The following is a 24,429-nucleotide window of genomic DNA, read 5'->3' on the forward strand; positions in this document are numbered from 1 at the left end:
TTGGGAAGAATCAGACAGACGAGCCGGGTTACGAGACCCTGACGGGCAGGGACTCGTAACCTTTGACGAAGCTCGAATATACCCGCGTGGGTTCACCGACAACCTCGATATTGGCAAACCTCGCCAGCAGTTCCTCCCATACGATCTTGAGCTGCAATTCGGCCAGCCGCATGCCGACGCAGCGGTGGATGCCGAAGCCGAACGACAGATGCGTGCGCGGTCGCGCGCGATCGATGATGAATTGGTCGGGATTTTCGATCATTTCGTCGTCACGATTGCCGGATACGTACCACATCACCACCCGGTCGCCCTTGCGGATGGTCTTGCCGCCGATTTCGGTATCGACCAGCGCGGTGCGCCGCATATGCGCCAGCGGCGTCTGCCAGCGGATCACTTCCGGCACCATGCTGTCGATCAGTGTCGGATTGTCGCGCAATTTGCGAAACTGCTCGGGGTTTTCGTTCAGCGCCAGCACCGAGCCGGTCATGGTGTTGCGCGTGGTGTCGTTGCCGCCGACGATCAGGAGGATGATGTTGCCGGTCAGCGTATCGGCGTCCATGAATCGGGTGGCGTCAGAGTGCGCCATCATCGAAATCAGGTCTTTCCGCGGCTCGGAATTAACGCGCTCGTTCCACAGCCGGTTGAAATAGGCGGCGCACTCGTCCATCTCGCGGCGGCGCTCCTCCTCGGAAGACACGATACCGCTCTTCGGCAGCGCGGTGGAGACGTCTGACCAGCGCGTCAGCTTGCGGCGCTCCTCCCACGGGAAGTCGAACAGGGTCGCCAGCATCTGCGTGGTCAGTTCGACCGAGACGCGCTCGACGAAATCGAACGTCTCATTGCGCGGCAGGCCGTCCAGCACCTTGCAGACCCGGCCGCGGATCAGCACTGCGAGTTCGTCGAGATGCTGGGGCGTGAACATTGGCGACACGGTCTTGCGCTGCGCGCTGTGCTGCGGCTCGTCCATCGCAATGAAGCTCGGCCAGTTGTAGCCTTCCGGCACGTCGCGGATCGCGATGCCGCCATGCTTGACGTCGGACGAAAAGATGCCGGCGTTGGTATCGACATGCATGATGTCGTTATACTTGGTAACCGACCAATACGGTTCGATCGGTGCGTTGGTGCAATAATGCACAGGCTCCTCTTTGCGCAGCCGTTCGAACCACGGCCATAGCGTGTCGTCGCGGAAAAGCTTGGGCGCGCCGGGGTGAAAATCCTTCAGCGGCGTTGCATAGGCCTGCTCGCGCGCAAGGCGCTGGCGTGCAGCTTTTTCGCTCTCGATGGTGCCGTGCATGTGGCCAATCCCTGTGTTCGTCCCGATGCGCGCCGTGGTGGACCCGGCTGCCTTGTTGGGCCGAATTACACCCCGTTGCGGGCCGGCGCGCAAGGCCGCCAGCCGGTTTTTGCGCCCAAGGAAGGGATTGATCTGGCACGGTATTTCCTGTCTTCAATAGGCAAACGCGCGCGCCCGACGCGCCACGCAACTGACCGGAGGCACGCCTGATGATCCCGAACGCCCAGCGCATGTTCAATTTCGATCTTGGCGAGACGGCGGACGCGATCCGCGAAACCGTGCGCGATTTCTCGCAAAACGAGATCGCGCCGCGCGCCGAGGAGATCGACAAGACCAACACCTTTCCGCGCGACCTGTGGCCGAAGCTCGGCGCACTCGGGCTGCACGGCATCACCGTCGAGGAGGAATATGGCGGTTCGGGGCTGGGCTATCTCGAACACGTGCTGGCGGTCGAGGAAATCTCGCGGGCCTCGGCCTCGGTAGGCCTGAGCTACGGCGCGCATTCCAACCTTTGCGTCAACCAGCTGCGCCGCAACGGCTCCGAGGCGCAGAAGCGCAAATATCTGCCGAAGCTGATCTCCGGAGAGCATGTGGGGGCGCTGGCGATGTCGGAGCCGGGGGCGGGCTCCGACGTGGTGTCGATGGCGACGCGCGCCGACAAGAAGGGCGACCGCTACGTGCTGAACGGCAGCAAGATGTGGATCACCAATGGCCCGATCGCGGAGACGCTGGTGGTCTATGCCAAGACCGACCCCGCCGCCGGCGCGCGCGGCATCACCGCCTTCATCATCGAGAAGGGCATGAAGGGATTTTCCACCGCGCAGAAACTCGACAAGCTCGGCATGCGCGGCTCCGATACCGGCGAACTTGTTTTCGCCGATTGCGAGGTGCCGGAGGAGAACGTGCTCGGCACCGTCGGCCGCGGTGTCAACGTGCTGATGTCGGGACTGGATTATGAGCGTTCGGTGCTGGCGGCGGGGCCGCTCGGCATCATGCAGGCCTGCCTCGATATCGTGATGCCCTATGTCCACGAGCGCAAGCAGTTCGGCCAGCCTATCGGCACGTTCCAGCTGGTGCAGGGCAAGGTCGCCGACATGTACGTGCTGATGAATGCGGCGCGCGCCTACGTCTATGCGGTGGCGAAGGCCTGCGACCGCGGCGAGACCACGCGCGAGGACGCCGCCGGCGCCATCCTGTTCGCGTCGGAAAAGGCGACGCAATGCGCGCTGGATGCGATCCAACTGCTCGGCGGTAACGGCTATATCAACGACTATCCGACCGGGCGACTGCTGCGCGACGCCAAGCTGTACGAGATCGGCGCGGGGACCAGCGAAATTCGTCGGATGCTGATTGGAAGAGAGTTGTTCGAGAAGGGGGCGTAGACTTTACCTGTCATTCCGGGGCGCGGGCGGCGCCAGCCGACTGCGAACCCGGAATCCCGATATGTGAATCACCATCTCGGGATTCCGGGTTCGGTCGCAGCTGACGCTGCTCCCGCCCCGGAATGACAATTCAATTCGCCAGCCCGTTCACCTTCGTCACCCACGCCCGCACATCCGCCAGCACCTGCGGCATCACCTTGTCGACGTCCTGCACCGTCATCCCCGCCTTGATGCGGGGGTCGTAGAGGATGTTGAGGAGATACTGGTCGAACACGTCGAAATAGCCCATCTGGACGTTGTCGTTGAACATCGTCCACGGCACGGTGTCTGTGTCGTTGATCGGCCCCAGCGACTGCAGCAGTTCTTCATAGGCGCAATCGAGAAAGATGAAGTCGCCATTGTCGACCGTCAGGATGACGTCGGAATGTTCGATCTCGAACGCCTCGTTCTTGCGGAAGCCGGACAGGCATTGCGGATCGAGCGAGTTGCGGATTTCTTCGGCGCGGTCGCTGCCGTAGAAGTTCGAAATGGTGCGGTGGAGGTCGCGGTCGCGCACCAGCTTGACATTGACATTGGCGCCGTCGGAGGTGTCCGACATCGCAATGTCGAGGTGCTTCACGCGCAGCGCGATGTCGGTGACGATCCTGGTGATCTGCGCCTTGCGGTCGGCCCGGCCGTCGGCGAAGACGCGGACCGGCAGCTCGTATTTGCGGATACGGTCGACACGGCCGGCGAGGTGGTATTCGGCGCCGAATGCGGTCTTGAGAAAACCATCGACGATCTCAGCGTCGGTGAAGATCTTCTTCTCGGCGCGCTGGCGCGAGGCGACCGCCGCAGGCTCGGCCGCGTGCGAGGCCGGGGCGTCGCTCATCGTGACGGCGAAAGCGGCCGCGGCGATGGCAAAAAGCGGGGAGATGAAGGAGGCGCGCATGACTGCAAACTGTCGTATGGCACCGCGCCGCGCAAGCCTCGATACCCGCCCGGGTGGAAGATGTGATCGTCTTCCCGGGCGGATAGAGGTCGCCGGTCAGTTCTTGACGATCACCGTCGCGCCGACCGAGACGCGATTATAGAGATCGGTGACGTCGTCATTGGTCATGCGGAAGCAGCCGGACGACACCGCCTGGCCGATCGTTTCCGGCTCGTTTGAGCCGTGGATGCGGTACAGCGTGGAGCCGAGATACATTGCCCGCGCACCGAGCGGGTTGTCGGGACCGCCGACCATGTGGCGCGGCAGGTCGGGACGGCGCGCCAGCATCTGCGACGGCGGGGTCCAGCTTGGCCATTCCTTCTTCGCGGTGATCTTGTGGACGCCGCCCCAGCGGAAGCCGTCGCGGCCGACGCCGATGCCGTAGCGCAGCGCCTGGCCGTTGCCCTGCACCAGATAGAGCCGGCGCTCGGCGGTGTTCACGACGACGGTGCCGGGAGCGTAATTGCTCTGGAAGCCGACGACCTGGCGCGGGATCGGGCTGGTGCCGCCGGAATATGTAAAATTGGAAAAGAAGTTGAGCAGCGACGGCGAGTCGTCGACCTGGAAGTCTGGCTTCGGCTCGCTGCGCATCCTCGCCTGGGCGGGCAGTGCGGCGGTGACCAGGGCGGCAGTGGCAACAAGGAGGGCAAAAACGCGCTTCATCGGATTCCTCACCAGTGGATTAAGCCCCAAAGAGGCCACAATCCCGCGAGTTTCGCAAGCCACAGCCACGTGAGCCGGCAATGCGGTGGCGCCCTTTGACGGCCCCCCCCGAACAATGGTTGATCTGCACCCGACATAAAATGATCAAGGGAGTCGAAGATGAATGGTGCGGAAAGCCTGGTACGGACGCTGGTGGCAGGCAAGGTCGATGTCTGTTTTGCCAATCCCGGCACGTCGGAGATGCATTTCGTCGCCGCGCTCGACCGCGTCGAGGGCATGCGCTGCGTGCTTGGCCTGTTCGAAGGCGTGGTCACCGGTGCCGCCGATGGGTATTACCGCATGAAGGGCACGCCGGCCTCGACGCTGCTGCATCTCGGCCCCGGCCTCGCCAACGGCCTGGCCAACCTGCACAATGCCAAGAAGGCCAATTCCGGCATCGTCAACATCGTCGGTCAACACGCCGTCTACCACATTGAATACAATGCGCCGCTGACATCGGACATCGAAGGCCTCGCGAAGCCGATGTCGCAATGGGTTCACACCTCGCCGGATTCGAAGTCGGTCGCCGGAGACGGCGCTGCCGCGGTCGCCGCCGCGAAGCTCGGCCAGGTCGCGACCCTGATCCTGCCCGCCGACACCGCCTGGGGCGACGCCGACGGCATCGCCGAGGTGCATGCGCCGGCGCAGAGCGCCGGCTACTCGACGCAGGCGGTGGACGCTGCCGCCAAAGTGTTGAAGTCCGGCGAGCCGACGCTGCTGCTGTTGACCGGTAGCGCGCTGACCGAGCACGGCCTGGCGCTGGCGGCGCAGATCGCTGGCAAGACCGGCTGCAAGGTGATGGGCCAGACCTACAATCCGAAGATGGCGCGCGGCGCCGGCCGCTTCGCCATCGACCGCATTCCCTATGTGATCGAGCTGGCGCTGCCGATCCTGAAAGCGTTCAAACACATCGTGCTGGTCGAGGCCAACGATCCGGTCGCCTTCTTCGCCTATCCGAACAAGCCGAGCATGCTGAAGCCGGAAGGCTGCGACGTGTATCGCGTCACAGAGAACGGTGAGAATTCGGTCGCAGCACTTGAGGCGTTGGCCGGCGCGCTCGGCGCCAGGCCGGCCGATGTGCAACCGCAGAAGCTGATCGAACTGGCGAAGCCGACTGGCGCGCTCAACCACGCCTCGATCGCGCAAGCGATCGCGATGGCGATTCCGGAAAACGCCATCATGGTGGACGAGTCGCTCACCACCGGCCGTGGCTTCTTCCCGCCGACGGCGGCAGCGAAGCCGCATGACTGGCTGCAGAACATGGGCGGCTCGATCGGCTTCTCGACGCCGGTGTCGACCGGCGCTGCGGTGGCGTGTCCGGACCGCAAGGTGATCTGCATGGTGGGTGACGGCTCGGCGATGTACACGCTGCAGTCGCTGTGGACCCAGGCCCGCGAAAATCTCGACGTCACCACCATCGTGTTCGCCAACCGCAAATACCAAATCCTGCTCGGCGAATTCGACGGCGTTGGCGCCGGCCATCCCGGCCAGCGCGCGCTCGACATGCTCAACCTCGATCGTCCGGCGCTGGATTGGGTCGCACTCGCCAAGGGCATGGGCGTGCCGGCGCGCTCCGTCACAACCGCTGATGATTTCAACAAGGCGCTGGCCGATGCGATGGCCGAGCAGGGCCCGAAGCTGATCGAAGTGGTGACCTGACCGGACGCACAGCCCCGTGAATAATGCCGCCGCGATGGCTTTTCGGTACCATCGCGGCATGGAATCCTGGTCCCGTTCTTGCCAGCAATTGTTGAGCGATCGAGCGCGGGATGACGCATCGATACACATCGCAGCAATTGAGGGACCGGCATGAACAGGCGTGAATTTACCAGGTCGATGGCGTTGACAGGCACGGCGATCGGCGCGGGCATCCCGCTCGGCCTGACGCGCGCCGTCGGTCATACCAAAGGCGGCACGCTCAACACTATCATCCAGCCCTAACCGCCGATCCTCGTCACCGCGCTGAACCAGCAGCAGCCGACGCTGACGCTGGGCGGCAAGATCTATGAGAGCCTGTTGCGCTGCGGCCCCGATCTGAAACCGATGCCAGGCCTTGCCGATTCCTGGACGGTGTCGCCGGACGTCCTCGTCTATACGTTCAAGCTGTTCCCGAAGATCACCTTCCATGACGGCAAGCCGCTGACCTCGGAAGATGTCGTGTTCACGGTGATTAAGGTGCTCACCGATACCCGCGCCCGTGGCACGTTACTCCGCATCGACAAGGCCGAAGCGCCCGATCCGCTCACGGTGGTGTTCACGCTGAAGGCGCCGTTCGCACCGTTCCCCAATCCGTTCGACTGCACCACCGCGCCGATTGTGCCCAAGCATATCTATGGGAACACCGACTTCCGCAAAAATCCAGCCAACGCGCAGGCGATCGGCTGCGGCCCGTTCAAGCTCAAGGAATGGGTCAAGGGCTCGCGCGTCCATCTCTTCAAGCACGAGGGCTACTACCGTGCCGGCGAGCCGCATATCGACGAGATTTTCTACCGCGTGATTCCGGACGCCGCGTCGCGCTCGGTCGCGCTGGAGCAGGGCACCGTGCAGCTGACGCAGTGGACCGACGTCGAACTGTTCGACGGGGCTCGCCTGATGGTGCTGCTGTTCTCGGTGCAACTGAACTGGCTGCCGGCGTTCGGTTACGTCACCATCGGCGTGCAGCAGACCGCGATGGAACGCGCGCTCGACATCGGCAAGCATCTTCTGCTTCGGGGCCTGTCGCTCGCCGCCGTGTATCTGGCGATCTACGCGCGCTTGATGCGTTCCTCGGTGATCGAGGTGATGCATCAGGATTTCATCAAGACCGCACGCGCCAAGGGCCTCAAGCAGGGCCGCATCATCCTGCGCCATGTGCTGCGCAATGCCATCCTCCCGGTGGTCACCGTCGCCGGCATGCAGGCCGGCGCTCTGGTCGGCGGCGCCGTGGTGGTGGAGACCGTGTTCGCCTGGCCAGGCCTCGGCCGGCTGATCTACGACTCGGTGCTGCAGCGGGACTATCCAGTGATGCTCGGCATCTTCCTGGTGATGTCGGTGATCGTCGTCGTGCTCAACTTCGTGACTGACGTGATCTACCGCATGGTCGATCCGCGCGTCACCACCAACGCGTCCTGAACGGAGACCCCCGCCATGGACAGCCTCAAGATTTTCCTGCGTCGCCCGGCCGGCGTGATCGGCCTGATCTTTCTCATCTCCGGCGGCCAGCGCCAGCGCATCTGCATCGCGCGCGCGATCGCGCTGAAGCCGTTGGTGTTGGTGGCCGATGAAGCGGTATCGGCGCTCGACGTCTCCGTGCAGTCGCAGATCCTGGCGCTGTTCGCCGAATTGCGCGCGGAGATGAATCTGGCAATGATCTTCATCACCCACGATCTGCGCGTCGCTGCCGAGATCGCCGACCGCATCGTCCTGATGCGCCGCGGCCAGATCGTCGAGCAGGGCGAGACCCAGGCGATTTTCGAGAATCCGACCGATCCCTATACGCGCGCGCTGCTCGATGCGATTCCGGGCCGCGGCATGTTTGCCGGCCCCGGCGCCAAATTGCCGGAACCGGCAAGCGTGTAAAACGGCGGGATCCGCCGTTAACCGCTTGGTAACCAAGCCGTCGCACCCTGTCGGGGAATGCAGCGGAACCGGCGATACGGGCCGGCAGTTGCATCAGAAAGCCGTCCGGTGTCACGCCCGGGCGGCTTTTTTGTTACCCTGCGATGGTAGAAAGCCTGGTCGCGAATGACGGGAGCTTCCAAGCGATGGCCGGCCCTGCGCAATTTGACAGCGGCCGCTACCGAAACCGCTAATTGAAATAGCAAAATGATTGAGGCGTTATCGAACAGTCGGGGTGTCGCACAGGGGCCTCGCCAGAAACCCGCCGCGCCGGATTGTTATCGGAGAGCAGATGACAGCGGTTCCTACGACGGCCGTCGCGTCTATCTCCCGGAACCTTTCGGTGGGACGGCGCCATTGTAGTCCAGCATCGTGATCGCTTCATCCGCGGCCCCGACCATTCCGGACATCAACTTGCGGTACTTGTCGAAGTCCGACCCTGACAGGCTGCGGAACATTATGTCGTTTACCGAACGCTGTAGGGGGGCGAGTTCGTTGAGCCGGTCGCGGGCTTTCGGCGTAATTGTGAGTACGACCCGGCGACGGTCCTCCGTATCGGTTTGCTTCTCGACAAGGCCGCTGGCGACCAGCTTGTTGATTTCGATCGTGATGAAAGCGCCGCTGAAATGCAGATGTTCCGCCACCTGATTGACGCCGACCTTCTCATCGTCGGAACTGAGATGGGCGATGGCGATCAATACGGTGTATTGAGTTCCCGATAGCCCGATCACCGCGCCGAGTTGGCCGCGAACCGCCTGAAGCCTTGCCGTAAACGCCAGCGTATCGTGAAGGAACTGCCGAAAAGCCCTGTCTGAGCCGCCCACCATCAACTGCGCTCGGGTGATCGTTGGTTCGATCTTTGCCCTGCGTTGCTTCGTCTTCATCGCCATCGTGTTCCCCGCGCACCCGCTATTCGTATATCCGGCGCACTGATAACAAACAAGTTGCGTGCCGAGCCGTACGCTGCGTGAGAGGCATGCGTGAAATGCCGACTGGTCGTTACCAGAGTAACTTTCCGGTAAAGGTAGTTCCATCGACGGGTCGTCGATGATGCCCCGCGAGGGAACTTAAACGCGTCCGTTCGGAACCATAGCCGCTGTCGCCGCGTTGCGGCCCGGCGGAGCGGGCAAGGTTTGAATTGATACGACGGAACCGATCGGGCCTCGCGTTCGCGGGGGACGATCCGTGAGGGAGCGAGTGGCGTTCGCTCTGCTGAGCAGGCGGCGAAAGAGCGCCGCGTCGCTTCAATCGATATGGACGACCCGCAGATTGTTAGTTGTGCCGGTTTCCTTGAACGGAATGCCGGCGACGACCACGATCGAATCCGCCGGTTTGGCAAATTCCTCGCTCGCCGCAATCTGGGCGGCCTTTTCGACCATTTCTTCATAGGTGCTGATGTCTTCCGACAGCACGCTGTGAGCACCCCAAAGCAATGAGAGCTGCCGCGCCACGCCTTCGTGCGGCGTAATCGCGAGCAGCGGCACTTTCGGCCGCTTGCGGGCGATGCGCGCGGCGGTGGTGCCGCTCGAGGTGAAGGCCACGATCGCCGATGCATGCAGGGCCGCGGCGAGGTCGGCGGCTGCGGCGGCGACGGCGTGCGGCGCGGTCTCCTCCTCGCCGGGATGCGAGGCGTCGATGATCGCGCGGTACATCTTGTGCCGCTCGGTGCTCTCGATGATGTGGCTCATCATGTCGACCGCCTCGACCGGATATTGCCCGGAGGCGGATTCCGCCGACAGCATCACCGCGTCGGCGCCGTCATAGATCGCAGTGGCCACGTCGGAGGCCTCTGCGCGGGTCGGCGTCGGAGCCGCGATCATCGAGTCCAGCATCTGCGTGGCCACGATCACCGGCTTGCCGGCCATGCGGCAGGCCCGGATCAGTTCCTTCTGCCGGCCCGGCACGTCCTCGTGCGGGATCTCCACGCCAAGGTCGCCGCGCGCCACCATGATGGCGCCAGACAGCCGGATGATGTCGTCGATGTGCTCCAGCGCCGCAGGCTTCTCGATCTTCGACATCACGCCGGCGCGGCCGTTGATCAGCGACAGCGCCTCGATCACGTCGCCGGGCTTCTGCACAAAGGACAACGCCACCCAGTCGACACCGAGTTCCAGCCCGAAGGCGAGATCGGCGCGGTCCTTCACGGTCAGCGGCGACAGGTTGAGTACGGCGCTCGGCACGTTGACGCCCTTGCGGTTCGAGATCACGCCGCCGGTGATGATCCGGGCGTCGATGAAATCACCGCCGAGGCCGGTGACGCGGACGCGAATCCGGCCGTCATCGATCAGCAGGTCGTCGCCCGGCGTCACCGCATCGAATATCTCGGGATGCGGCAGCGGGATCGACAGGCTGTCGCCATCGACGCCCTGAAGCACGAAGCGCACCCGTTCTCCGGCGATCACCGTGATTTTGCCGTCCTTGATGGTGCCGACGCGGATCTTGGGTCCCTGCAGATCCTGCAGGATGCCGATCGGTCGGCCGACCCTGGTTTCCAGCGCGCGGATCGCAGCATGCACCCTTGCGTGATCCTCGTGGGTGCCGTGGCTGAAATTTAGCCGGAACGTATCGACGCCGGTCAGAAACAGTTTCTCCAGCATTTCCGGCGACCCGCTGGCGGGACCCACGGTAGCGACGATCTTGGCCCGACGATTGCGACGCATGTTTCATTCGGCCGCAAGGCCGCCTCTGCAAGCTCTGGATTCGTGCCCGCGCGAAGCAGGCCGTGACGTCGGGAATCTATAGCGGTCGGGTATGACAAGATAGGCGTGCAGGCGGATGCCGCTGCCCACGTCTGCATGGCGATCGAGATGCGCGTACCGATGTACCGGATCAAAGTTAAAGGAGGTGGTGGGCGATGCAGGGATCGAACCTGCGACCCCACCCGTGTGAAGGGTGTGCTCTCCCGCTGAGCTAATCGCCCGAAGTCGCGCAATAAGAGCCGGGCGGGTAGCCCGGCGGTGCGTGACGCCAGTGGCGCGATTTAGGGAATAGGGGGCGGGGGTGTCAAGCCGCGCGGGCGGCGATAGCGAACATTGTTCGCAAGACGCCGGCCGATCCGCCTTCTCAGCCCTGCTGCACGTGGGTAGCTTGGCTCTGCAGCGCCTGGATGCGGTCGGCCAGCGTGGCATGGGCGGGAATTTTGGCGCCATTGGCGGCCTTGCCGATGTCCGCGGCAGGCGCCGCCGCGAGAATCGCTTCAATCTCCGAATTGGGACCTTCCAGCGTCATCGCCAGCCGGGCGACCTTGGCGGCGATGTCGTTGATGCGCTCCCGGAGCAGGGCGTTTTCGACCCGTTCGGTGGCCCAGGCGCTTTCGGCCTGCTGCCCGACCATCTTGAGTTCGTTCTGCTGCCGGGCGCGTTCTTCGCGAACCGTCTGCAGTTCGCGCTCGACGGCGACCTTTTCGGCCTGCAGCGTCTGGATCAGGCTGGCCGACGTGCCATCCTGGCGGGCGGCTACCTCGACGCGCAAATCCCTTGCGATTCGCTCCGATACCTCGGCGGCGTGGCGGAGCTGGCTGTTCTCGAATTCCCGCTCGGCCATGCGCCGGTCGTGGTCCGTCTCGGCGCTCTCCAGCTCGGTGATGCGGGTGCCAAGCCGCTCGGCCTCCTGGACCTGCGCCATCAATGAACGATCGAGATCGGCGACGCGCTGGCTGAGATTTTCGACGCGGCCGCGCGCCTCGCCGAGCAGCGCGGTGACGGTGGTGGTCTCGCCACGCTGCAGTTCAAGCTGTTGCCTGGTGGCGGCGAGGTCGCGCCCGGTATCGGAGACCTGGTTTTTCAGAACCTCGATCTGGGCCCGCGCGCTTACCAGCTCGACCTGGCGGCTGTCGGCCAGCATCGAGCGCTCGGAAAGTTCATGCGCGGTGCGGGCGAGTTCGGCCTGTTTGTCGGTCATGGCCTGCGCGGCGGCTGCGAGATCCGTGATCCGGCCGGCGAGGTCGGCTTCGGTCGCGGCCAGCTTTTCCTTCAAGGCGGCTTCGCGCGCCTCGAGGTCGAAGATCGTCGCGGCCTTCTCGCCCAGTTCGAGCTTGAGCCGGTTGACGGCGTCGGTCTTCTTGCCGATTTCGGCGAGATGGGCGGTGGTCTTGTTCCTGAGCTGATCGACATTGATTTCCAGCTTGCGCGCCGACATCGCGAATTCGGCGCGCAACTGGTCCTTGTCGGCCTGGATTTCCGCCATCGACAGCGGCGTGGCGGCTTCGAGCCGGCGCTTGGTGAGGCGCACGGCGCGGTGATGCACCAATGGTGCGATCGTCAGGGCGACCAGAATCGCCACCAGAAAACCGATCGCCAGATACATGATCGGCTCAACCATGACTCAAACTCCCACCCGCGAAAACGCAGGGGTTAGCATGCCATGCGGGCGGCGGAGAAGGCCAGTTCAACGCTTCGTTAACCTGAATGCGGCGGGGCGGCGCGGCGCGCGTCCGGCCGCCGCGATCAGAACGGATTCCAGGTCGCGCTCGGCGTGAACTTGAGATAGCCGATATTGGCGCCCAGCCGCAGTCCGAGGCCGGAGCGAATCGGCACCAGCACGATGTTGTCGGCGGTGAGCGCGGTCATGCCGAAGCCGCCGATGATGTAGGCGGAGCCGTCGATGCCGCCGAAACGCTGGTAGATCGCGTTGGTGGCCGGCAGGTTGTAGACCAGCGTCATGGTGCGGGCGCCGTCGCCACCCCAGTCGAAGCCGACCGAGGGACCCTGCCAGTAGACCCGGAGGTCGCCGGCATTCTTGGTATAGAGGGTGCCTTCGCCGTAGCGCAGCCCGGCGACGATCGCGCCGGAGCCTTCTTCGCCGAGAATATATCCGTTCGGCAGGCCCCATTGGCTGACCGCGCGCTCGATCACCGACGCCAGGCCGCGCGAGACATTGCCGAAGAAGCGGTGTCCCGCTGTGGTCAACTCGTCCGGTCCATAGCTCGAGGGCTGGGCGGCCGCCTGCCGTGGCGGACGCGGCTGCTGGGCCTGAGCCGGCGACAGGCCAACCGTCATCGCGGCCAGCATCAGCACAGCCAGGCGAGAAACGAACGTCATGAAGAAACCCCTAGGTATTAAAAGTTGACCGCGGCCTTAACCGGATGCTGACCAGCACGCCCTAAAGCTGCGTTCAATGTCCCCGACTCCCATACTATCGGTATCAACTATGACGGCACAACGGCGACAATTGATAGGGCATTGCCGCGGATTCGCCTTGATCTTGCTGCTCGCCGCAGTGCCGGTCCCCGGCCATGCCGGCACCACCGAACGCGTCGTCACCGATCGATTTACGGGCCTGGCGATCGCCGGTTTCGATCCAGTTGCGTATTTTACCGATGCCCGCCCGTTACCCGGCGATGCCGCCTTTGAACTGTCGGAGGCGGGCGTGGTCTGGCGCTTTCGCAACGAGGGCAACCGGGCGTCGTTCGCCGCGAATCCGGAGATCTACAGTCCGCAATTCGGCGGCTACGACCCTGTCGATGTCGCCCGTGGCGTCGCCTATCCTGGCAATCCGCAGCTCTTTCTGGTGCTGAACCAGCGGCTCTATTTGTTTGGGCACGCGGAAAGCCGCGACGCCTTCGCCGCGGCACCGGCGACCGCGCTGGCGGAGGCCCGCAAGCGCTGGACAACGCTGCAGGTCGAACTGTCGCGCTGACGCTCAGCCACGCGGCACGGCGGTGGGGTCGCCCCAGGCGATGAATTCCGGCACGATGAAATCCGCCCGATGGCCGCCATAGATCACCGCCCCGCCCTGGCTGTCGGTGACGATGCCGCCCGCGGCGACCACCACCGCCTGGCCGGCGGCGATGTCCCATTCGCAGGTCGGCGCCAGCCGTGGATAAAGGTCGGCGGCGCCCTCGGCGACCCGGCACAGTTTGAGCGCCGAGCCCAGCGGGACGCGGACGGCGCCCGGCCGGGCGTCGATCAGCGCCTCGGTGCGGGCGTCACCATGCGAGCGGCTGACCGCCGCGATCCACGGCGCGCCGCCCCGGGGCATGGCGCGGGTGCGGATCGGCGTCACCGAGCGGATACGGAAGTCCGGCGACATTTCGAGCCGCTCGGCGCCGCGGCCGACCAGCCCGCGCCAGATCAGCCCGAGATCCGGCGCGCCGACGACGCCCAACACCGGCACGCCGCCCTCCACCAATGCGATATTGACGGTAAACTCGCGGCGCCCGGCGACGAATTCCTTGGTGCCGTCGAGCGGGTCGATCAGGAACAGGCGACCGGGATAGGGCGGGCAGGCGAGCTGCAGGCGCTCTTCCGACAGCGTCGGAATATCCGGAAACAGCCGCGCCAGCCCCTCGGCGATGACGCGGTCGGCGGCGAGGTCGGCTTCGGTTACCGGCGAACCATCGGCTTTGCCATCGATCGACATCGCCTCGCGGTTGACCGCGCGGATCGCGGCCCCGGCCCTGGCCACCAGCCCGGTGAGCGGCGCCAGCAAAGCTGCGGTGTCATCGAGATCCAGTGCCGGATCGTTCTCCAATCTGTGGTTCATTTCCTCGCGCTCTGAATAGCCGTCCGACCGTGTTTCGGCCTTGTACGGCCGCATCCGCCTGCGTTGCGGTGGCCGCACCGTTCCCCACAGTGTATCAAGCCGTAAAGCAATGCCATGATTCGCCGTCCACCATACGGCCATCCAGGAGCGACCCGATGTCCGATACGCCCACTCCCGGCCTGGCCCCTGACGCGCTCGAACTGGCCGCACTGCTGTGCTCGCGGGTCTGCCACGACCTCATCAGCCCGGTCGGCGCCATCGTCAACGGGCTCGAAGTGCTCGACGACAATCCCAAGCCGGAAGACAAGGAATTCGCCCTCGACCTGATCCGCAAGAGCGCAAAGACCGCCTCGGCCCGGCTGCAGTTCTGCCGGCTGGCCTTTGGCGCGGCGGGCTCCGCCGGCGCACAGATCGACCTTGGCGACGCGGAGAAGATGGCGCGCGGCCATCTCGAGGACGCCAAGACCAGGATCGAATGGAATCCGACGCGCGCCTATCTTCCGAAGAACAAGGTCAAGCTGCTGCTCAACATGCTGATCATCGCGCAGCAGACGATTCCGCGCGGCGGCGTGCTGACTGTCGATCAGGTCGGCGAAGGCGACGCGCTCGGATTTCGCGTCAACGCGGCCGGTTTGAACGCCCGGTTACCGCAGAACATCGTCGCGCTGCTCAGCGCCGACCATGCCGGCAACGTCGATGCCCATGCGGTACAGCCTTACTATACGCGATTGCTGGCACAGGCCTGCGGCCTCAGCGTCAGCATGGCAGCCGAAGGCGAGGCCATCGTCGTGACCGCCGTTTGAACCGCTGTCGCGGTCCACAGCGTTAACGGCGCCTTACGGAAGTAGCCATAAACGCAGGCGGCTACCTACCCGGCGCATCTATCTGTCCAATCAGGGCTCTTACGGCCCGGATACGCAACCAATATTAAACGCTTTGCGGTGAAAGTAGCCACATTCCGAAACGGGTCGCGCAATCGCGCGCGTGGAATGCGAAGGCCAATTTCATGGACGATCTTCTGCGGGAATTTTTGACGGAAACCAACGAGAGCCTGGACACGGTCGACAATCAATTGGTCCGGTTCGAACAGGATCCGAACAACGCTAAAATTTTAGATAATATTTTCCGCTTGGTACACACCATCAAGGGCACCTGCGGCTTTCTTGGCTTGCCGCGCCTGGAAGCGCTTGCGCACGCCGCTGAGACGCTGATGGGTAAATTCCGCGATGGCATGCCGGTCACCGGAGAGGCGGTGACGCTGATCCTGACCACCATCGACCGGATCAAGGAAATTCTTGGGCAGCTGGAGGCCACCGAGGCCGAACCGGAGGGCGTCGATCAGGACCTGATCGATGAGCTTCATCACATGGTTGAGAAGGGGATGGCATCGATGAGCGCTGCGCCGCCGATCGTGCCGGACGTCGTTGAGGCACCGGCTTTGGTGGTGCCGATGCTGGAGCGCGAATTGCGTCCTGGCGAAGTATCGCTGGACGAGCTGGAGCGGGCGTTCCAGGAAACCGAGATCGAAGTGGCGCCGCCTGCGGCTGTCGCAGAACCCGCGCCGGTGGTCGCCGTGGTCGAGAAGGTCGCGCCGAAACCGGCAGCGAAGAAATCCGTCGTCGAGATCGAGACCCCGGAAGGCGACAAGGTCGCCAACCAGTCGATCCGCGTCAACGTCGACACGCTCGAACATCTGATGACGATGGTGTCCGAACTGGTGCTGACCCGCAACCAGTTGCTGGAAATCAGCCGCCGTCACGAGGATACCGAATTCAAGGTGCCGTTGCAGCGTCTGTCGACGGTGACCGCAGAGCTGCAGGACGGCGTCATGAAGACGCGCATGCAGCCGATAGGCAATGCATGGCAGAAGCTGCCGCGCATCGTCCGCGATCTCGGCGGCGAACTCGGCAAGCAGATCGAACTCGAAATGCACGGTGCCGACACCGAGCTCGATCGCCAGGTGCTCGATCTGATCAAGGATCCGCTCACTCACATGGTGCGCAACTCTGCCGATCATGGCCTTGAGACCGGCGCCGAGCGCGCCGCGGCCGGCAAGCCGGAGCAGGGCACGATCCGGCTGTCCGCCTATCATGAAGGCGGCCACATCATCATCTGCATCGCCGACAACGGCCGCGGTCTCAACACCGAACTTATCAAGGCCAAGGCGATCCAGAATGGCCTCGCCTCCGAAGCCGACATCGAGAAGATGTCGGAAGCCCAGATCCACAAGTTCATCTTCGCGCCCGGCTTCTCCACCGCGGCAGCTGTTACCAGCGTCTCCGGACGCGGCGTCGGCATGGACGTCGTGCGGACCAATATCGACCAGATCGGCGGCACCATCGACGTCAAGTCGGTGGCCGGCGAGGGCTCCAGCGTCACCATCAAGATCCCGCTGACGCTGGCGATCGTCTCGGCGCTGATCGTCGAAGCCGGCGGAGACCGTTTTGCGATCCCGCAGCTTGCGGTCGTCGAACTGGTGCGCGCGCGCGCCAATTCCGAACATCGCATCGAGCGTATCAAGGACACCCCGGTGCTGCGGCTGCGCAACAAGTTGCTGCCGCTGATGCACCTCAAGAAGCTGCTGCAAATCGACGACGGCACCAACTCCGAACCGGAGAACGGCTTCATCGTCGTGACGCAGGTCGGCAACCAGACCTTCGGTATCGTCGTCGACGGCGTCTTCCACACCGAGGAAATCGTCGTCAAGCCGATGTCCACCAAGCTGCGCCATATCGGCATGTTCTCCGGCAACACCATTCTGGGTGACGGCGCGGTGATCATGATCATCGATCCCAACGGAATTGCGCAGGAACTGGGTGCGGCCGGTTCGGCGGTTACCGAGATCTCCAACGAAAACATGTCCAAGCACGCCAATGCGTCCGAGCAGCTTACTTCGCTGCTGGTGTTCCGGGCCGGCTCCTCGCAGCCAAAATCGGTGCCGCTGGCACTGGTCACGCGGCTCGAGGAGATCGCCGCCGACAAGATCGAATCGTCGAACGGCCGTTATATGGTTCAGTACCGCGATCAGCTGATGCCCCTGGTGCAGATGGACGGCGTGTCGATCCATACCAGCGGAACGCAGCCGATTCTGGTGTTCGCCGACGAGCAGCGCTCGATGGGCCTGGTGGTCGACGAGATCATCGACATCGTCGAGGAGCGTCTCAATATCGAAGTGGCGGGCGCACAGCCCGGCATTCTCGGCTCCGCCGTCATCAAGGGGCAGGCGACCGAAGTGATCGACGTCGGCCATTTCCTGCCGATGGCATTCGCCGACTGGTTCACGCGCAAGGAAATGAAGGAGTTCGCCACCACGCAGTCGATCCTGCTGGTCGACGACTCCGCATTCTTCCGCAACATGCTGGCGCCGGTGCTGAAGGCGGCAGGCTACAAGGTTCGGGTTGCGATCAACGCGCAGGAAGGTCTGGTCGTGCTGCGCTCCGGGCAGGAGTTCGATGCCATCCTGACCGATATCGAAATGCCCGACATGAACGGCTTCGAATTCGCCGAAGCCATTCGGGCGGACCAGAAGATGTCCCACACCCCGATCATCGCGCTGTCTTCGATGATTTCGCCCGCGGCGATCGAGCGCGGCCGGCAGGCCGGCCTGAACGATTATGTCGCGAAGTTCGATCGGCCTGGTCTGATCGCCTCGCTGAAAGAACAGACCAACCAAACCACCAGTCAGGCGGCGTAAGATGACCATGACCAGCAAGACAACCACTTCCGGCGGCGCCATCACCGAATTCGTCACCACCATGATCGGTGGCCAGCTGTTCGGCATGCCGATCTCGCGCGTGCAGGATGTGTTCATGCCGGAACGACTTACCCGCGTGCCGCTTTCTTCCAGCGACGTCGCCGGCGTGCTCAATCTGCGCGGACGTATCGTTACCGCCATCGACATGCGCTCGCGCCTCGGCCTGCCGAAGAACGACGATGGCAAGCCGCCGATGGCGGTGGGCGTCGATCTGCGCGGCGAATCCTACGGCCTGCTGATCGACTCGATCGGCGAAGTCCTCAAGCTTGCCGACGACAGCCGCGAGGTAAATCCGGTCAATCTCGACCCGCGGATGGCGAAGATGGCCGATGGCGTTCACCGGCTCGACGGCCAGTTGATGGTCGTGCTCGACGTTGACCGCATTCTCGAAATTTCGCCCGACAAGCTGGCTGCCTAAGGCCGGCGCGCGCGCAATCAAACGTCCTTCGGGACACAGAGGCAGAGGCCGAAAATGAAGACTTGTCTGGTTGTCGATGACTCCAGCGTCATCCGTAAAGTTGCCCGCCGGATACTCGAAGGTCTGGATTTCGAGATCACCGAGGCCGAAGACGGCGAGAAGGCCCTGGAAGCCTGCAAGCGCAGCCTGCCGGACGCCGTGCTGCTCGACTGGAACATGCCGGTGATGGACGGCTACGAATTCCTGCGCAACCTGCGCCGGATGCCGGGCGGCGACGGACCGAAAGTGGTGTTCTGCACCACCGAGAACGACGTCGCGCACATCGCCCGCGCGCTGCATGCCGGCGCCAACGAATACATCATGAAGCCGTTCGACAAGGATATCGTGTCGGCCAAGTTTCATGAAGTCGGTTTGATCTAGGCTTCGCAACCGGGCGTTCGCGCCCGTTTCTGATCGTCACGCAAGTTCATTTGTAGCGTTCGTTGCGTCTGGTGAGTGATGAGTATTGCTGTGATGAGTGCCCCTGTGTCGGATACGGCGCGGTATGAGCCGTTGCGTGTCATGGTCGTGGATGACTCGGTCGTCATTCGCGGCCTGATCTCGCGCTGGATCGAGGCCGAGCCGGACATGACCGTCGCTGCTTCGCTGCGAACCGGGCTCGACGCCGTCAACCAGGTCGAGCGCATCAATCCCGACGTCGCTGTGCTCGACATCGAGATGCCCGAACTCGACGGCATCGAGGCGTTGCCGCAACTGCTGGCCAAGAAGCGCAATCTGATCGTCATCATGGCCTCGACGCTGACCCGCCGCAACGCGGAGATCTCGTTCAAGGCGATGTCGCTGGGCGCGGCCGACTACATTCCGAAACCGGAGAGCACCCGCGAGAATGCGGCCGCCGACGTATTCAAGCACGATCTGCTGCAGAAGATCCGCCATCTCGGCCACAAGGTACGGCGCCTGAAATCTGCTGCTGCGCCCTCGATCGTGCCGGCAGTGGCGAAGCCGGCGGCGCCGTTGACGGCGCTGGGGCCGGTGGCGGGGCAGGTCCAGCTCGCCAAGCGTCCGTTCAGCCAGATCATGCCGCGTGTGCTGCTGATCGGTTCCTCGACCGGCGGCCCGCAGGCGCTGATGACGCTGGTGGCCGAGATCGGCGCCGTCATCGACCGCGTTCCGGTGCTGATCACCCAGCATATGCCGCCGACCTTCACCACGATTCTCGCCGAACACCTGACGCGCACCAGCAAGCGCCCTGCGCACGAAGGCGTGGACGGCGAACTCGTCAAGCCCGGACAGATTTATCTGGCGCCGGGTGGCAAGCACATGCGCGTGGTCAAGCACGGCACCAATATCACCATCGCGCTCGACGATGGCCCGGCGGTCAATTTCTGCAAACCCGCGGTCGATCCGCTGTTCAACTCCGCGATCGATGCCTGGCAAGGCGCCATCCTGGCGGTGGTGCTGACCGGCATGGGCTCGGATGGCATGCGCGGCGGCAAGGACATCGTCGCCGCCGGCGGCGCCGTGATCGCGCAGGACGAAGCTACCAGTGTGGTGTGGGGCATGCCGGGGGCGGCTGCCAACGCCGGAATCTGCTCGGCAATTCTGCCGCTCAACCAGATCGCTCCGAAACTGGTTCGGATATTTTCGGGGGACCGCTCATGACGCCGGCCAATTACGACTACCTGCGCAAATTCCTGAAGGAACGCTCGGGCCTCGATCTCTCCGTCGACAAGCAGTATCTGGTGGAAAGCCGCCTGATGCCGCTGGCCCGCAAGGCCGGCCTCACGACGCTCGACGAGCTGGTCCAGAAAATTCGCGGCGGCTCGACGACGCTCGGCGCCGACGTGGTCGAGGCGATGACCACTAACGAGACGTTCTTCTTTCGCGACAAGATTCCGTTCGACCATCTGCGCGAGGCGGTGATTCCCGAACTGATCCAGACGCGCGCGTCGCGCAAGAGCCTGCGGATCTGGTGCGCGGCGGCCTCGACCGGGCAGGAGCCCTATTCGATCGCGATGTGCGTGAAGGAAATGAGCGCGCAACTCGCCGGCTGGCGCATCGAGATCATCGGCACCGACATCTCGCCGCAGGTGCTGGAGAAATCGAAATCCGGTCTCTACACCCAGTTCGAGGTGCAGCGCGGGCTGCCGATCCAGCTTCTGGTGAAGTACTTCAAGCAGACCGGCGAAATGTGGCAGATCAGCCCGGAGATCCGGGCCATGGTCCAGTATCGGCCGCTCAATTTGCTGCAGGACTTTTCCCATATGGGCAAGTTCGACCTGATCTTCTGCCGCAACGTTCTGATCTATTTCGATCAGGACATGAAGTCGCAGATTTTTGGCCGACTGGCCAAGGCGATGGAGCCGGGCGGTTTCCTCGCTCTCGGCGCCGCCGAAACCGTGGTCGGTCTGACCGACGCCTTCAAGCCGCAGGCCGACCGCCGCGGATTGTATCGTCCGACCGCCGTGCTTGCCGCGCCGTCGATCGTGCCGGGCATGGGTACGGGCATGAAGGTCGTCAGCGCGCGGTAGATTGCGCTTTCATTCCGGCATGCTGCAGACGGCGAAGCCGTACGATGCAGGTCCCAGCCAATCCAACTGGATTGGCTGGGACCCCCCGCGTGTTCCTCGTCACATATCGAGATTCCCCGCCACTCCAATCGGAGCGGCTGAGGTTCGCTCGCGCCCAGGAATGACAACAAGCGTTTCCCAAACAAAAACCCCGCCGTTTCCGGCGGGGCTCAGTTTCGGGAGGTTATGACGAACGCGCAGCAAGCGAGATCAGGCCGGGATGCGGATTTCTTCTTCGTGCGGCTCGCGCAGCACGTAGCCGCGGCCCCAGACGGTTTCGATGAAATTGCGGCCGTCCGACGCATTCGCCAGCTTCTTGCGCAGTTTGCAGATGAACACGTCGATGATCTTCAGTTCGGGCTCGTCCATGCCGCCGTAGAGATGGTTGAGGAACATTTCCTTGGTAAGCGTGGTGCCCTTGCGGAGCGAGAGCAGCTCCAGCATCTGGTATTCCTTGCCGGTCAGGTGCACGCGCTGGCCGCCGACTTCCACCGTCTTGGTATCCAGGTTGACGACGAGGTCGCCGGTCTGGATCACCGACTGGGCATGGCCCTTGGAGCGGCGCACGATCGCATGGATGCGGGCGACGAGTTCGTCCTTGTGAAACGGTTTGGTCATGTAGTCGTCGGCGCCGACGCCGAGGCCTTTGACCTTGTCCTCGATGCCGGCGAGGCCGGAAAGGATCAGAATCGGGGTCTTGATCTTCGACACCCGCAGCTGCTTGAGCACATCATAGCCGGACATGTCCGGCAGATTGAGGTCGAGCAGGATAATGTCATAGTCATAGAGCTTGCCGAGATCGACACCCTCTTCGCCGAGATCCGTCGTATAGACGTTGAAGCTCTCGGATTTGAGCATCAGCTCAATCGACTGCGCGACCGCGCTATCATCTTCGATTAACAAAACGCGCATGCCAGTCCCCTTTAGTCGCCGCTCCGGGCGTCAGGTCGGCCGCACTTGCGGCACCAAAAAACGCCTTTGAACAACTGATTCGGATCCTGACGACATATGGTTAACAAAACCTGATTCCCCTGTGCAAGACCAAACCGTGCAATTTTTGTCGAATCGCCATAAGATATTGCTGTAAAGGCAGTTTTTGTTCCCGCAGCCGTTCAAGTTCCACATTAAGAGTCAGCGCTAACCGACTCCATCGACTCGCCCTTCGTTCTGAAAAGCGAATGCTCTCAGCTTCCTCAGACAATGACGTAATGATTAACGATGCGGGTAAACACGGAGTTAAGGGTCTGCCGGCAATGCCTGGAAACTTAAGGTTTTCGCAATGAAAGCACTCGCGGAACAGATTGCCGATCTGGACGGCGTCAACATCTATGGACGGGTGGTTGGCGTCCGCGGGCTGATGGTGGAGATCGCAGGTCCCATCCATGCGATGTCGGTTGGCGCGCGAATCGTGATCGAGACCGGCACCAACCGCTTCATTCCGGCCGAGGTCATCGGCTTTTCCGGCACCAATGCGGTGGTGATGCCGTTTGCCGGGCTGGAAGGCGTGCGCCGCGGCTGCCGCGCGGTGATCGCCAATGCCGCCAGCCAGGTGCGGCCGTCGTCGGCGTGGCTCGGGCGCGTCATCAATGCGATGGCGGAGCCAATCGACGGCAAGGGGCCGCTGCTGCAGGGCCCGTCGCCGATGCCGTATCGCAATTCGCCGCCACCGGCGCATTCGCGCAACCGGGTCGGCGCGCCGCTCGATCTTGGGGTGCGCTCGCTCAACACCTTCCTGACCTGCTGCCGCGGCCAGCGCATGGGCATCTTCGCCGGCTCCGGCGTCGGCAAGTCGGTGCTGCTGTCGATGCTGGCGCGCAATGCCGATGCCGACGTCTCGGTGATCGGTTTGATCGGCGAGCGCGGTCGCGAGGTGCAGGAATTTCTGCAGGAAGATCTCGGCGAGGAGGGGCTGGCGCGCGCCGTGGTGGTGGTGGCGACGTCCGACGAACCGGCCTTGATGCGCCGCCAGGCCGCCTATCTCACCATGTCGGTGTCTGAATACTTTCGCGATGAGGGCAAGGACGTCATGTGCATGATGGACTCGGTCACCCGCTTTGCGATGGCGCAGCGCGAGATCGGCCTGTCGGTCGGCGAGCCGCCGACCGCCAAAGGCTATACGCCGACGGTGTTCACCGAACTGCCGAAACTGCTGGAGCGGGCAGGGCCCGGCACCAATCAGGGCTCGATCACAGGTATCTTCACCGTGCTGGTCGATGGCGATGACCACAACGAGCCGGTGGCCGACGCCGTGCGCGGCATTCTCGACGGCCACATCGTGATGCAACGCGCGATCGCCGAACGCGGTCGCTACCCCGCGATCAACATCCTCAAATCGGTGTCGCGGACGATGCCGAAATCCTGCGATCCCGCGTTCCTGCCGACGATTACGCGCGCCCGCCAGATCATGGCGACCTATTCCGACATGGAGGAACTGATCCGGCTCGGCGCCTACCGGGCCGGCTCCAGCCCGGAGGTCGACGAGGCGATCCGGCTGCACGAGCCGCTCGAGACCTTCCTGCGCCAGCGCAAGGAGGAGGTCTCGCTGCTGGGCGATGGATACAGGCAACTCGAACAAATCATTGGCAGTTTGGAAACGGAACGCTAACTTTGTCCGGTCATCATCTGACCCAGAGTAGAGTTTGTACCGGCGCCTTCCTTACGGGAGACCGGTGGCGTCCCGCGTATGATTTGGGACTTCTGGGGAGTACGAGTCGATGAAGTCACGTGACACGCTGATCCGACTGAAGAAGTTTCAGGTCGACGAGAAGCGGCGCCGGGTCAATCAGATCGAGAGCATGATCGCCGATTTCCAGCGCATGTCGGTCGATCTGGAGCGCGAGATCCAGACCGAGCAGGACCGCGCCGGCATCCAGGATCCCTCGCACTTCGCCTATCCGACCTACGCCAAGGCCGCGATCCAGCGCCGCGAGAACCTGACGCGCTCCGCCGACGAACTGCGCATCCAGCTCGAGGATGCCAAAAGCCTGCTCACCGAAGCGTTCGAGGAATTGAAGAAGGTCGAATTGCTCGACGAGCGCGACCAGGCCCGCGAACGCGCCGAGGAAAGCGCCCGCGAGCAGGCCGACCTCGACAGCATCGGCCTGATGCGGGCCCGCATCGGCGCCGTTGCCTGAGCGGCGAAGCCATTCATGCAATATCGAGCCCGGACCGCGAGGTCCGGGCTTTTTGTTGCGCGCTGTCCACAGTCCATGCCGTGCCATGGCCCGGTACCGTGAAAGTATGATACGACAGCTCCGAC

The 24,429-nt window shown here is 63.5% G+C and carries 22 protein-coding genes, 1 tRNA gene and 1 pseudogene; 14 read left to right on the forward strand and 10 right to left on the reverse strand.

Features of this window, described 5'->3' with window-relative positions; all coding sequences use genetic code 11:
* Positions 1-28 precede the first annotated feature (28 nt).
* Positions 29-1,294, reverse strand: a complete 1,266-nt coding sequence (locus FNL56_RS08895; RefSeq protein WP_168204653.1) for a cytochrome P450 — start codon at positions 1,292-1,294, stop codon at positions 29-31.
* A 209-nt stretch (positions 1,295-1,503) separates the two neighbouring features.
* Here FNL56_RS08895 and FNL56_RS08900 point away from each other — a divergent pair, with 209 nt between their 5' ends.
* Complete coding sequence (locus tag FNL56_RS08900) at positions 1,504-2,676, forward strand: isovaleryl-CoA dehydrogenase (RefSeq protein WP_143572460.1); 1,173 nt, start codon at positions 1,504-1,506, stop codon at positions 2,674-2,676.
* A gap of 130 nt (positions 2,677-2,806) precedes the next feature.
* Here the strand turns inward: FNL56_RS08900 and FNL56_RS08905 are convergent, their stop codons facing one another.
* Together FNL56_RS08905 and FNL56_RS08910 are read right to left on the reverse strand one after the other, a co-directional pair.
* Positions 2,807-3,607, reverse strand: coding sequence for a DUF2927 domain-containing protein (locus FNL56_RS08905; protein WP_143572461.1), 801 nt, complete (start codon positions 3,605-3,607; stop codon positions 2,807-2,809).
* A gap of 96 nt (positions 3,608-3,703) precedes the next feature.
* The gene (locus FNL56_RS08910) at positions 3,704-4,309 is read right to left on the reverse strand and encodes a L,D-transpeptidase (RefSeq protein ID WP_143572462.1); all 606 of its coding nucleotides are present in this window, start codon (positions 4,307-4,309) and stop codon (positions 3,704-3,706) included.
* A gap of 159 nt (positions 4,310-4,468) precedes the next feature.
* On the opposite strand from FNL56_RS08910, the gene FNL56_RS08915 reads away from it, so the two are divergent.
* From FNL56_RS08915 to FNL56_RS08930, 4 genes and pseudogenes are all read left to right on the forward strand, one after another.
* Positions 4,469-6,007: an acetolactate synthase large subunit gene (locus tag FNL56_RS08915; protein WP_143572463.1), complete on the forward strand. Its 1,539-nt coding sequence runs from the start codon at positions 4,469-4,471 to the stop codon at positions 6,005-6,007.
* Positions 6,008-6,157: 150 nt separating this feature from the next.
* Positions 6,158-6,289: a hypothetical protein gene (locus tag FNL56_RS28595; RefSeq protein WP_256365924.1), complete on the forward strand. Its 132-nt coding sequence runs from the start codon at positions 6,158-6,160 to the stop codon at positions 6,287-6,289.
* Between the two features lie 102 nt (positions 6,290-6,391).
* Positions 6,392-7,459 carry an ABC transporter substrate-binding protein gene (locus tag FNL56_RS28320; protein WP_246661637.1) on the forward strand — a complete coding sequence of 356 codons (1,068 nt, stop codon included), beginning with the start codon at positions 6,392-6,394 and terminating at the stop codon, positions 7,457-7,459.
* 78 nt (positions 7,460-7,537) lie between these two features.
* Positions 7,538-7,906, forward strand: a pseudogene (locus tag FNL56_RS08930) (ABC transporter ATP-binding protein); the annotation flags it as partial.
* A 362-nt stretch (positions 7,907-8,268) separates the two neighbouring features.
* Here the strand turns inward: FNL56_RS08930 and FNL56_RS08935 are convergent.
* The 5 genes from FNL56_RS08935 to FNL56_RS08955 all read right to left on the reverse strand — a co-directional run bounded on the left by FNL56_RS08935 (position 8,269) and on the right by FNL56_RS08955 (position 12,984).
* Positions 8,269-8,835, reverse strand: a complete 567-nt coding sequence (locus FNL56_RS08935; RefSeq protein ID WP_168204654.1) for a MarR family winged helix-turn-helix transcriptional regulator — start codon at positions 8,833-8,835, stop codon at positions 8,269-8,271.
* A 354-nt stretch (positions 8,836-9,189) separates the two neighbouring features.
* On the reverse strand, positions 9,190-10,605 hold the full coding sequence (gene pyk, locus FNL56_RS08940) for a pyruvate kinase (RefSeq protein WP_143572465.1): 1,416 nt from the start codon (positions 10,603-10,605) through the stop codon (positions 9,190-9,192).
* A gap of 185 nt (positions 10,606-10,790) precedes the next feature.
* A tRNA-Val gene (locus FNL56_RS08945) sits at positions 10,791-10,865 on the reverse strand.
* Positions 10,866-11,008: 143 nt separating this feature from the next.
* A complete protein-coding gene (locus tag FNL56_RS08950; RefSeq protein ID WP_143572466.1) occupies positions 11,009-12,265 on the reverse strand; it encodes a hypothetical protein in 1,257 nt (418 codons plus the stop codon).
* Positions 12,266-12,390: 125 nt separating this feature from the next.
* Entirely contained in the window at positions 12,391-12,984 is a 594-nt protein-coding gene (locus tag FNL56_RS08955; protein WP_143572467.1) for a DUF1134 domain-containing protein, read from the reverse strand.
* A gap of 109 nt (positions 12,985-13,093) precedes the next feature.
* Between FNL56_RS08955 and FNL56_RS08960 the strand changes: the two genes are divergently transcribed.
* A complete protein-coding gene (locus FNL56_RS08960; protein WP_143572468.1) occupies positions 13,094-13,582 on the forward strand; it encodes a YHS domain-containing (seleno)protein in 489 nt (162 codons plus the stop codon).
* A gap of 3 nt (positions 13,583-13,585) precedes the next feature.
* Here the strand turns inward: FNL56_RS08960 and cysQ are convergent, their stop codons facing one another.
* Positions 13,586-14,428: a 3'(2'),5'-bisphosphate nucleotidase CysQ gene (gene cysQ / locus FNL56_RS08965; RefSeq protein WP_143572469.1), complete on the reverse strand. Its 843-nt coding sequence runs from the start codon at positions 14,426-14,428 to the stop codon at positions 13,586-13,588.
* Between the two features lie 155 nt (positions 14,429-14,583).
* On the opposite strand from cysQ, the gene chpT reads away from it, so the two are divergent.
* The 6 genes from chpT to FNL56_RS08995 all read left to right on the forward strand — a co-directional run bounded on the left by chpT (position 14,584) and on the right by FNL56_RS08995 (position 21,131).
* Positions 14,584-15,231 carry a histidine phosphotransferase ChpT gene (chpT, locus tag FNL56_RS08970; protein WP_143572470.1) on the forward strand — a complete coding sequence of 216 codons (648 nt, stop codon included), beginning with the start codon at positions 14,584-14,586 and terminating at the stop codon, positions 15,229-15,231.
* A 203-nt stretch (positions 15,232-15,434) separates the two neighbouring features.
* Positions 15,435-18,122, forward strand: a complete 2,688-nt coding sequence (locus FNL56_RS08975) for a hybrid sensor histidine kinase/response regulator (RefSeq protein WP_143572471.1) — start codon at positions 15,435-15,437, stop codon at positions 18,120-18,122.
* A gap of 7 nt (positions 18,123-18,129) precedes the next feature.
* Complete coding sequence (locus tag FNL56_RS08980; protein WP_143572472.1) at positions 18,130-18,600, forward strand: chemotaxis protein CheW; 471 nt, start codon at positions 18,130-18,132, stop codon at positions 18,598-18,600.
* Positions 18,601-18,654: 54 nt separating this feature from the next.
* On the forward strand, positions 18,655-19,020 hold the full coding sequence (locus FNL56_RS08985) for a response regulator (protein ID WP_143572473.1): 366 nt from the start codon (positions 18,655-18,657) through the stop codon (positions 19,018-19,020).
* Between the two features lie 78 nt (positions 19,021-19,098).
* Positions 19,099-20,262 (forward strand): protein-glutamate methylesterase/protein-glutamine glutaminase, encoded by a 1,164-nt coding sequence (locus FNL56_RS08990; protein WP_143572474.1) that lies wholly within the window; start codon positions 19,099-19,101, stop codon positions 20,260-20,262.
* Positions 20,259-21,131 carry a CheR family methyltransferase gene (locus FNL56_RS08995; RefSeq protein ID WP_143581938.1) on the forward strand — a complete coding sequence of 291 codons (873 nt, stop codon included), beginning with the start codon at positions 20,259-20,261 and terminating at the stop codon, positions 21,129-21,131. Before FNL56_RS08990 ends, FNL56_RS08995 begins: the two co-directional genes overlap by 4 nt.
* 249 nt (positions 21,132-21,380) lie before the next feature.
* Here FNL56_RS08995 and ctrA read toward each other — a convergent pair whose 3' ends face one another.
* A complete protein-coding gene (ctrA, locus tag FNL56_RS09000) occupies positions 21,381-22,082 on the reverse strand; it encodes a response regulator transcription factor CtrA (protein WP_143572476.1) in 702 nt (233 codons plus the stop codon).
* Positions 22,083-22,449: 367 nt separating this feature from the next.
* Here ctrA and fliI point away from each other — a divergent pair, with 367 nt between their 5' ends.
* A complete protein-coding gene (gene fliI / locus FNL56_RS09005) occupies positions 22,450-23,775 on the forward strand; it encodes a flagellar protein export ATPase FliI (RefSeq protein WP_143572477.1) in 1,326 nt (441 codons plus the stop codon).
* A gap of 109 nt (positions 23,776-23,884) precedes the next feature.
* The gene (gene fliJ, locus FNL56_RS09010; protein WP_143572478.1) at positions 23,885-24,304 is read left to right on the forward strand and encodes a flagellar export protein FliJ; all 420 of its coding nucleotides are present in this window, start codon (positions 23,885-23,887) and stop codon (positions 24,302-24,304) included.
* Positions 24,305-24,429 lie beyond the last annotated feature (125 nt).

Origin of the sequence: Tardiphaga sp. vice304, assembly GCF_007018905.1 — a bacterium.
Lineage (GTDB): Bacteria > Pseudomonadota > Alphaproteobacteria > Rhizobiales > Xanthobacteraceae > Tardiphaga.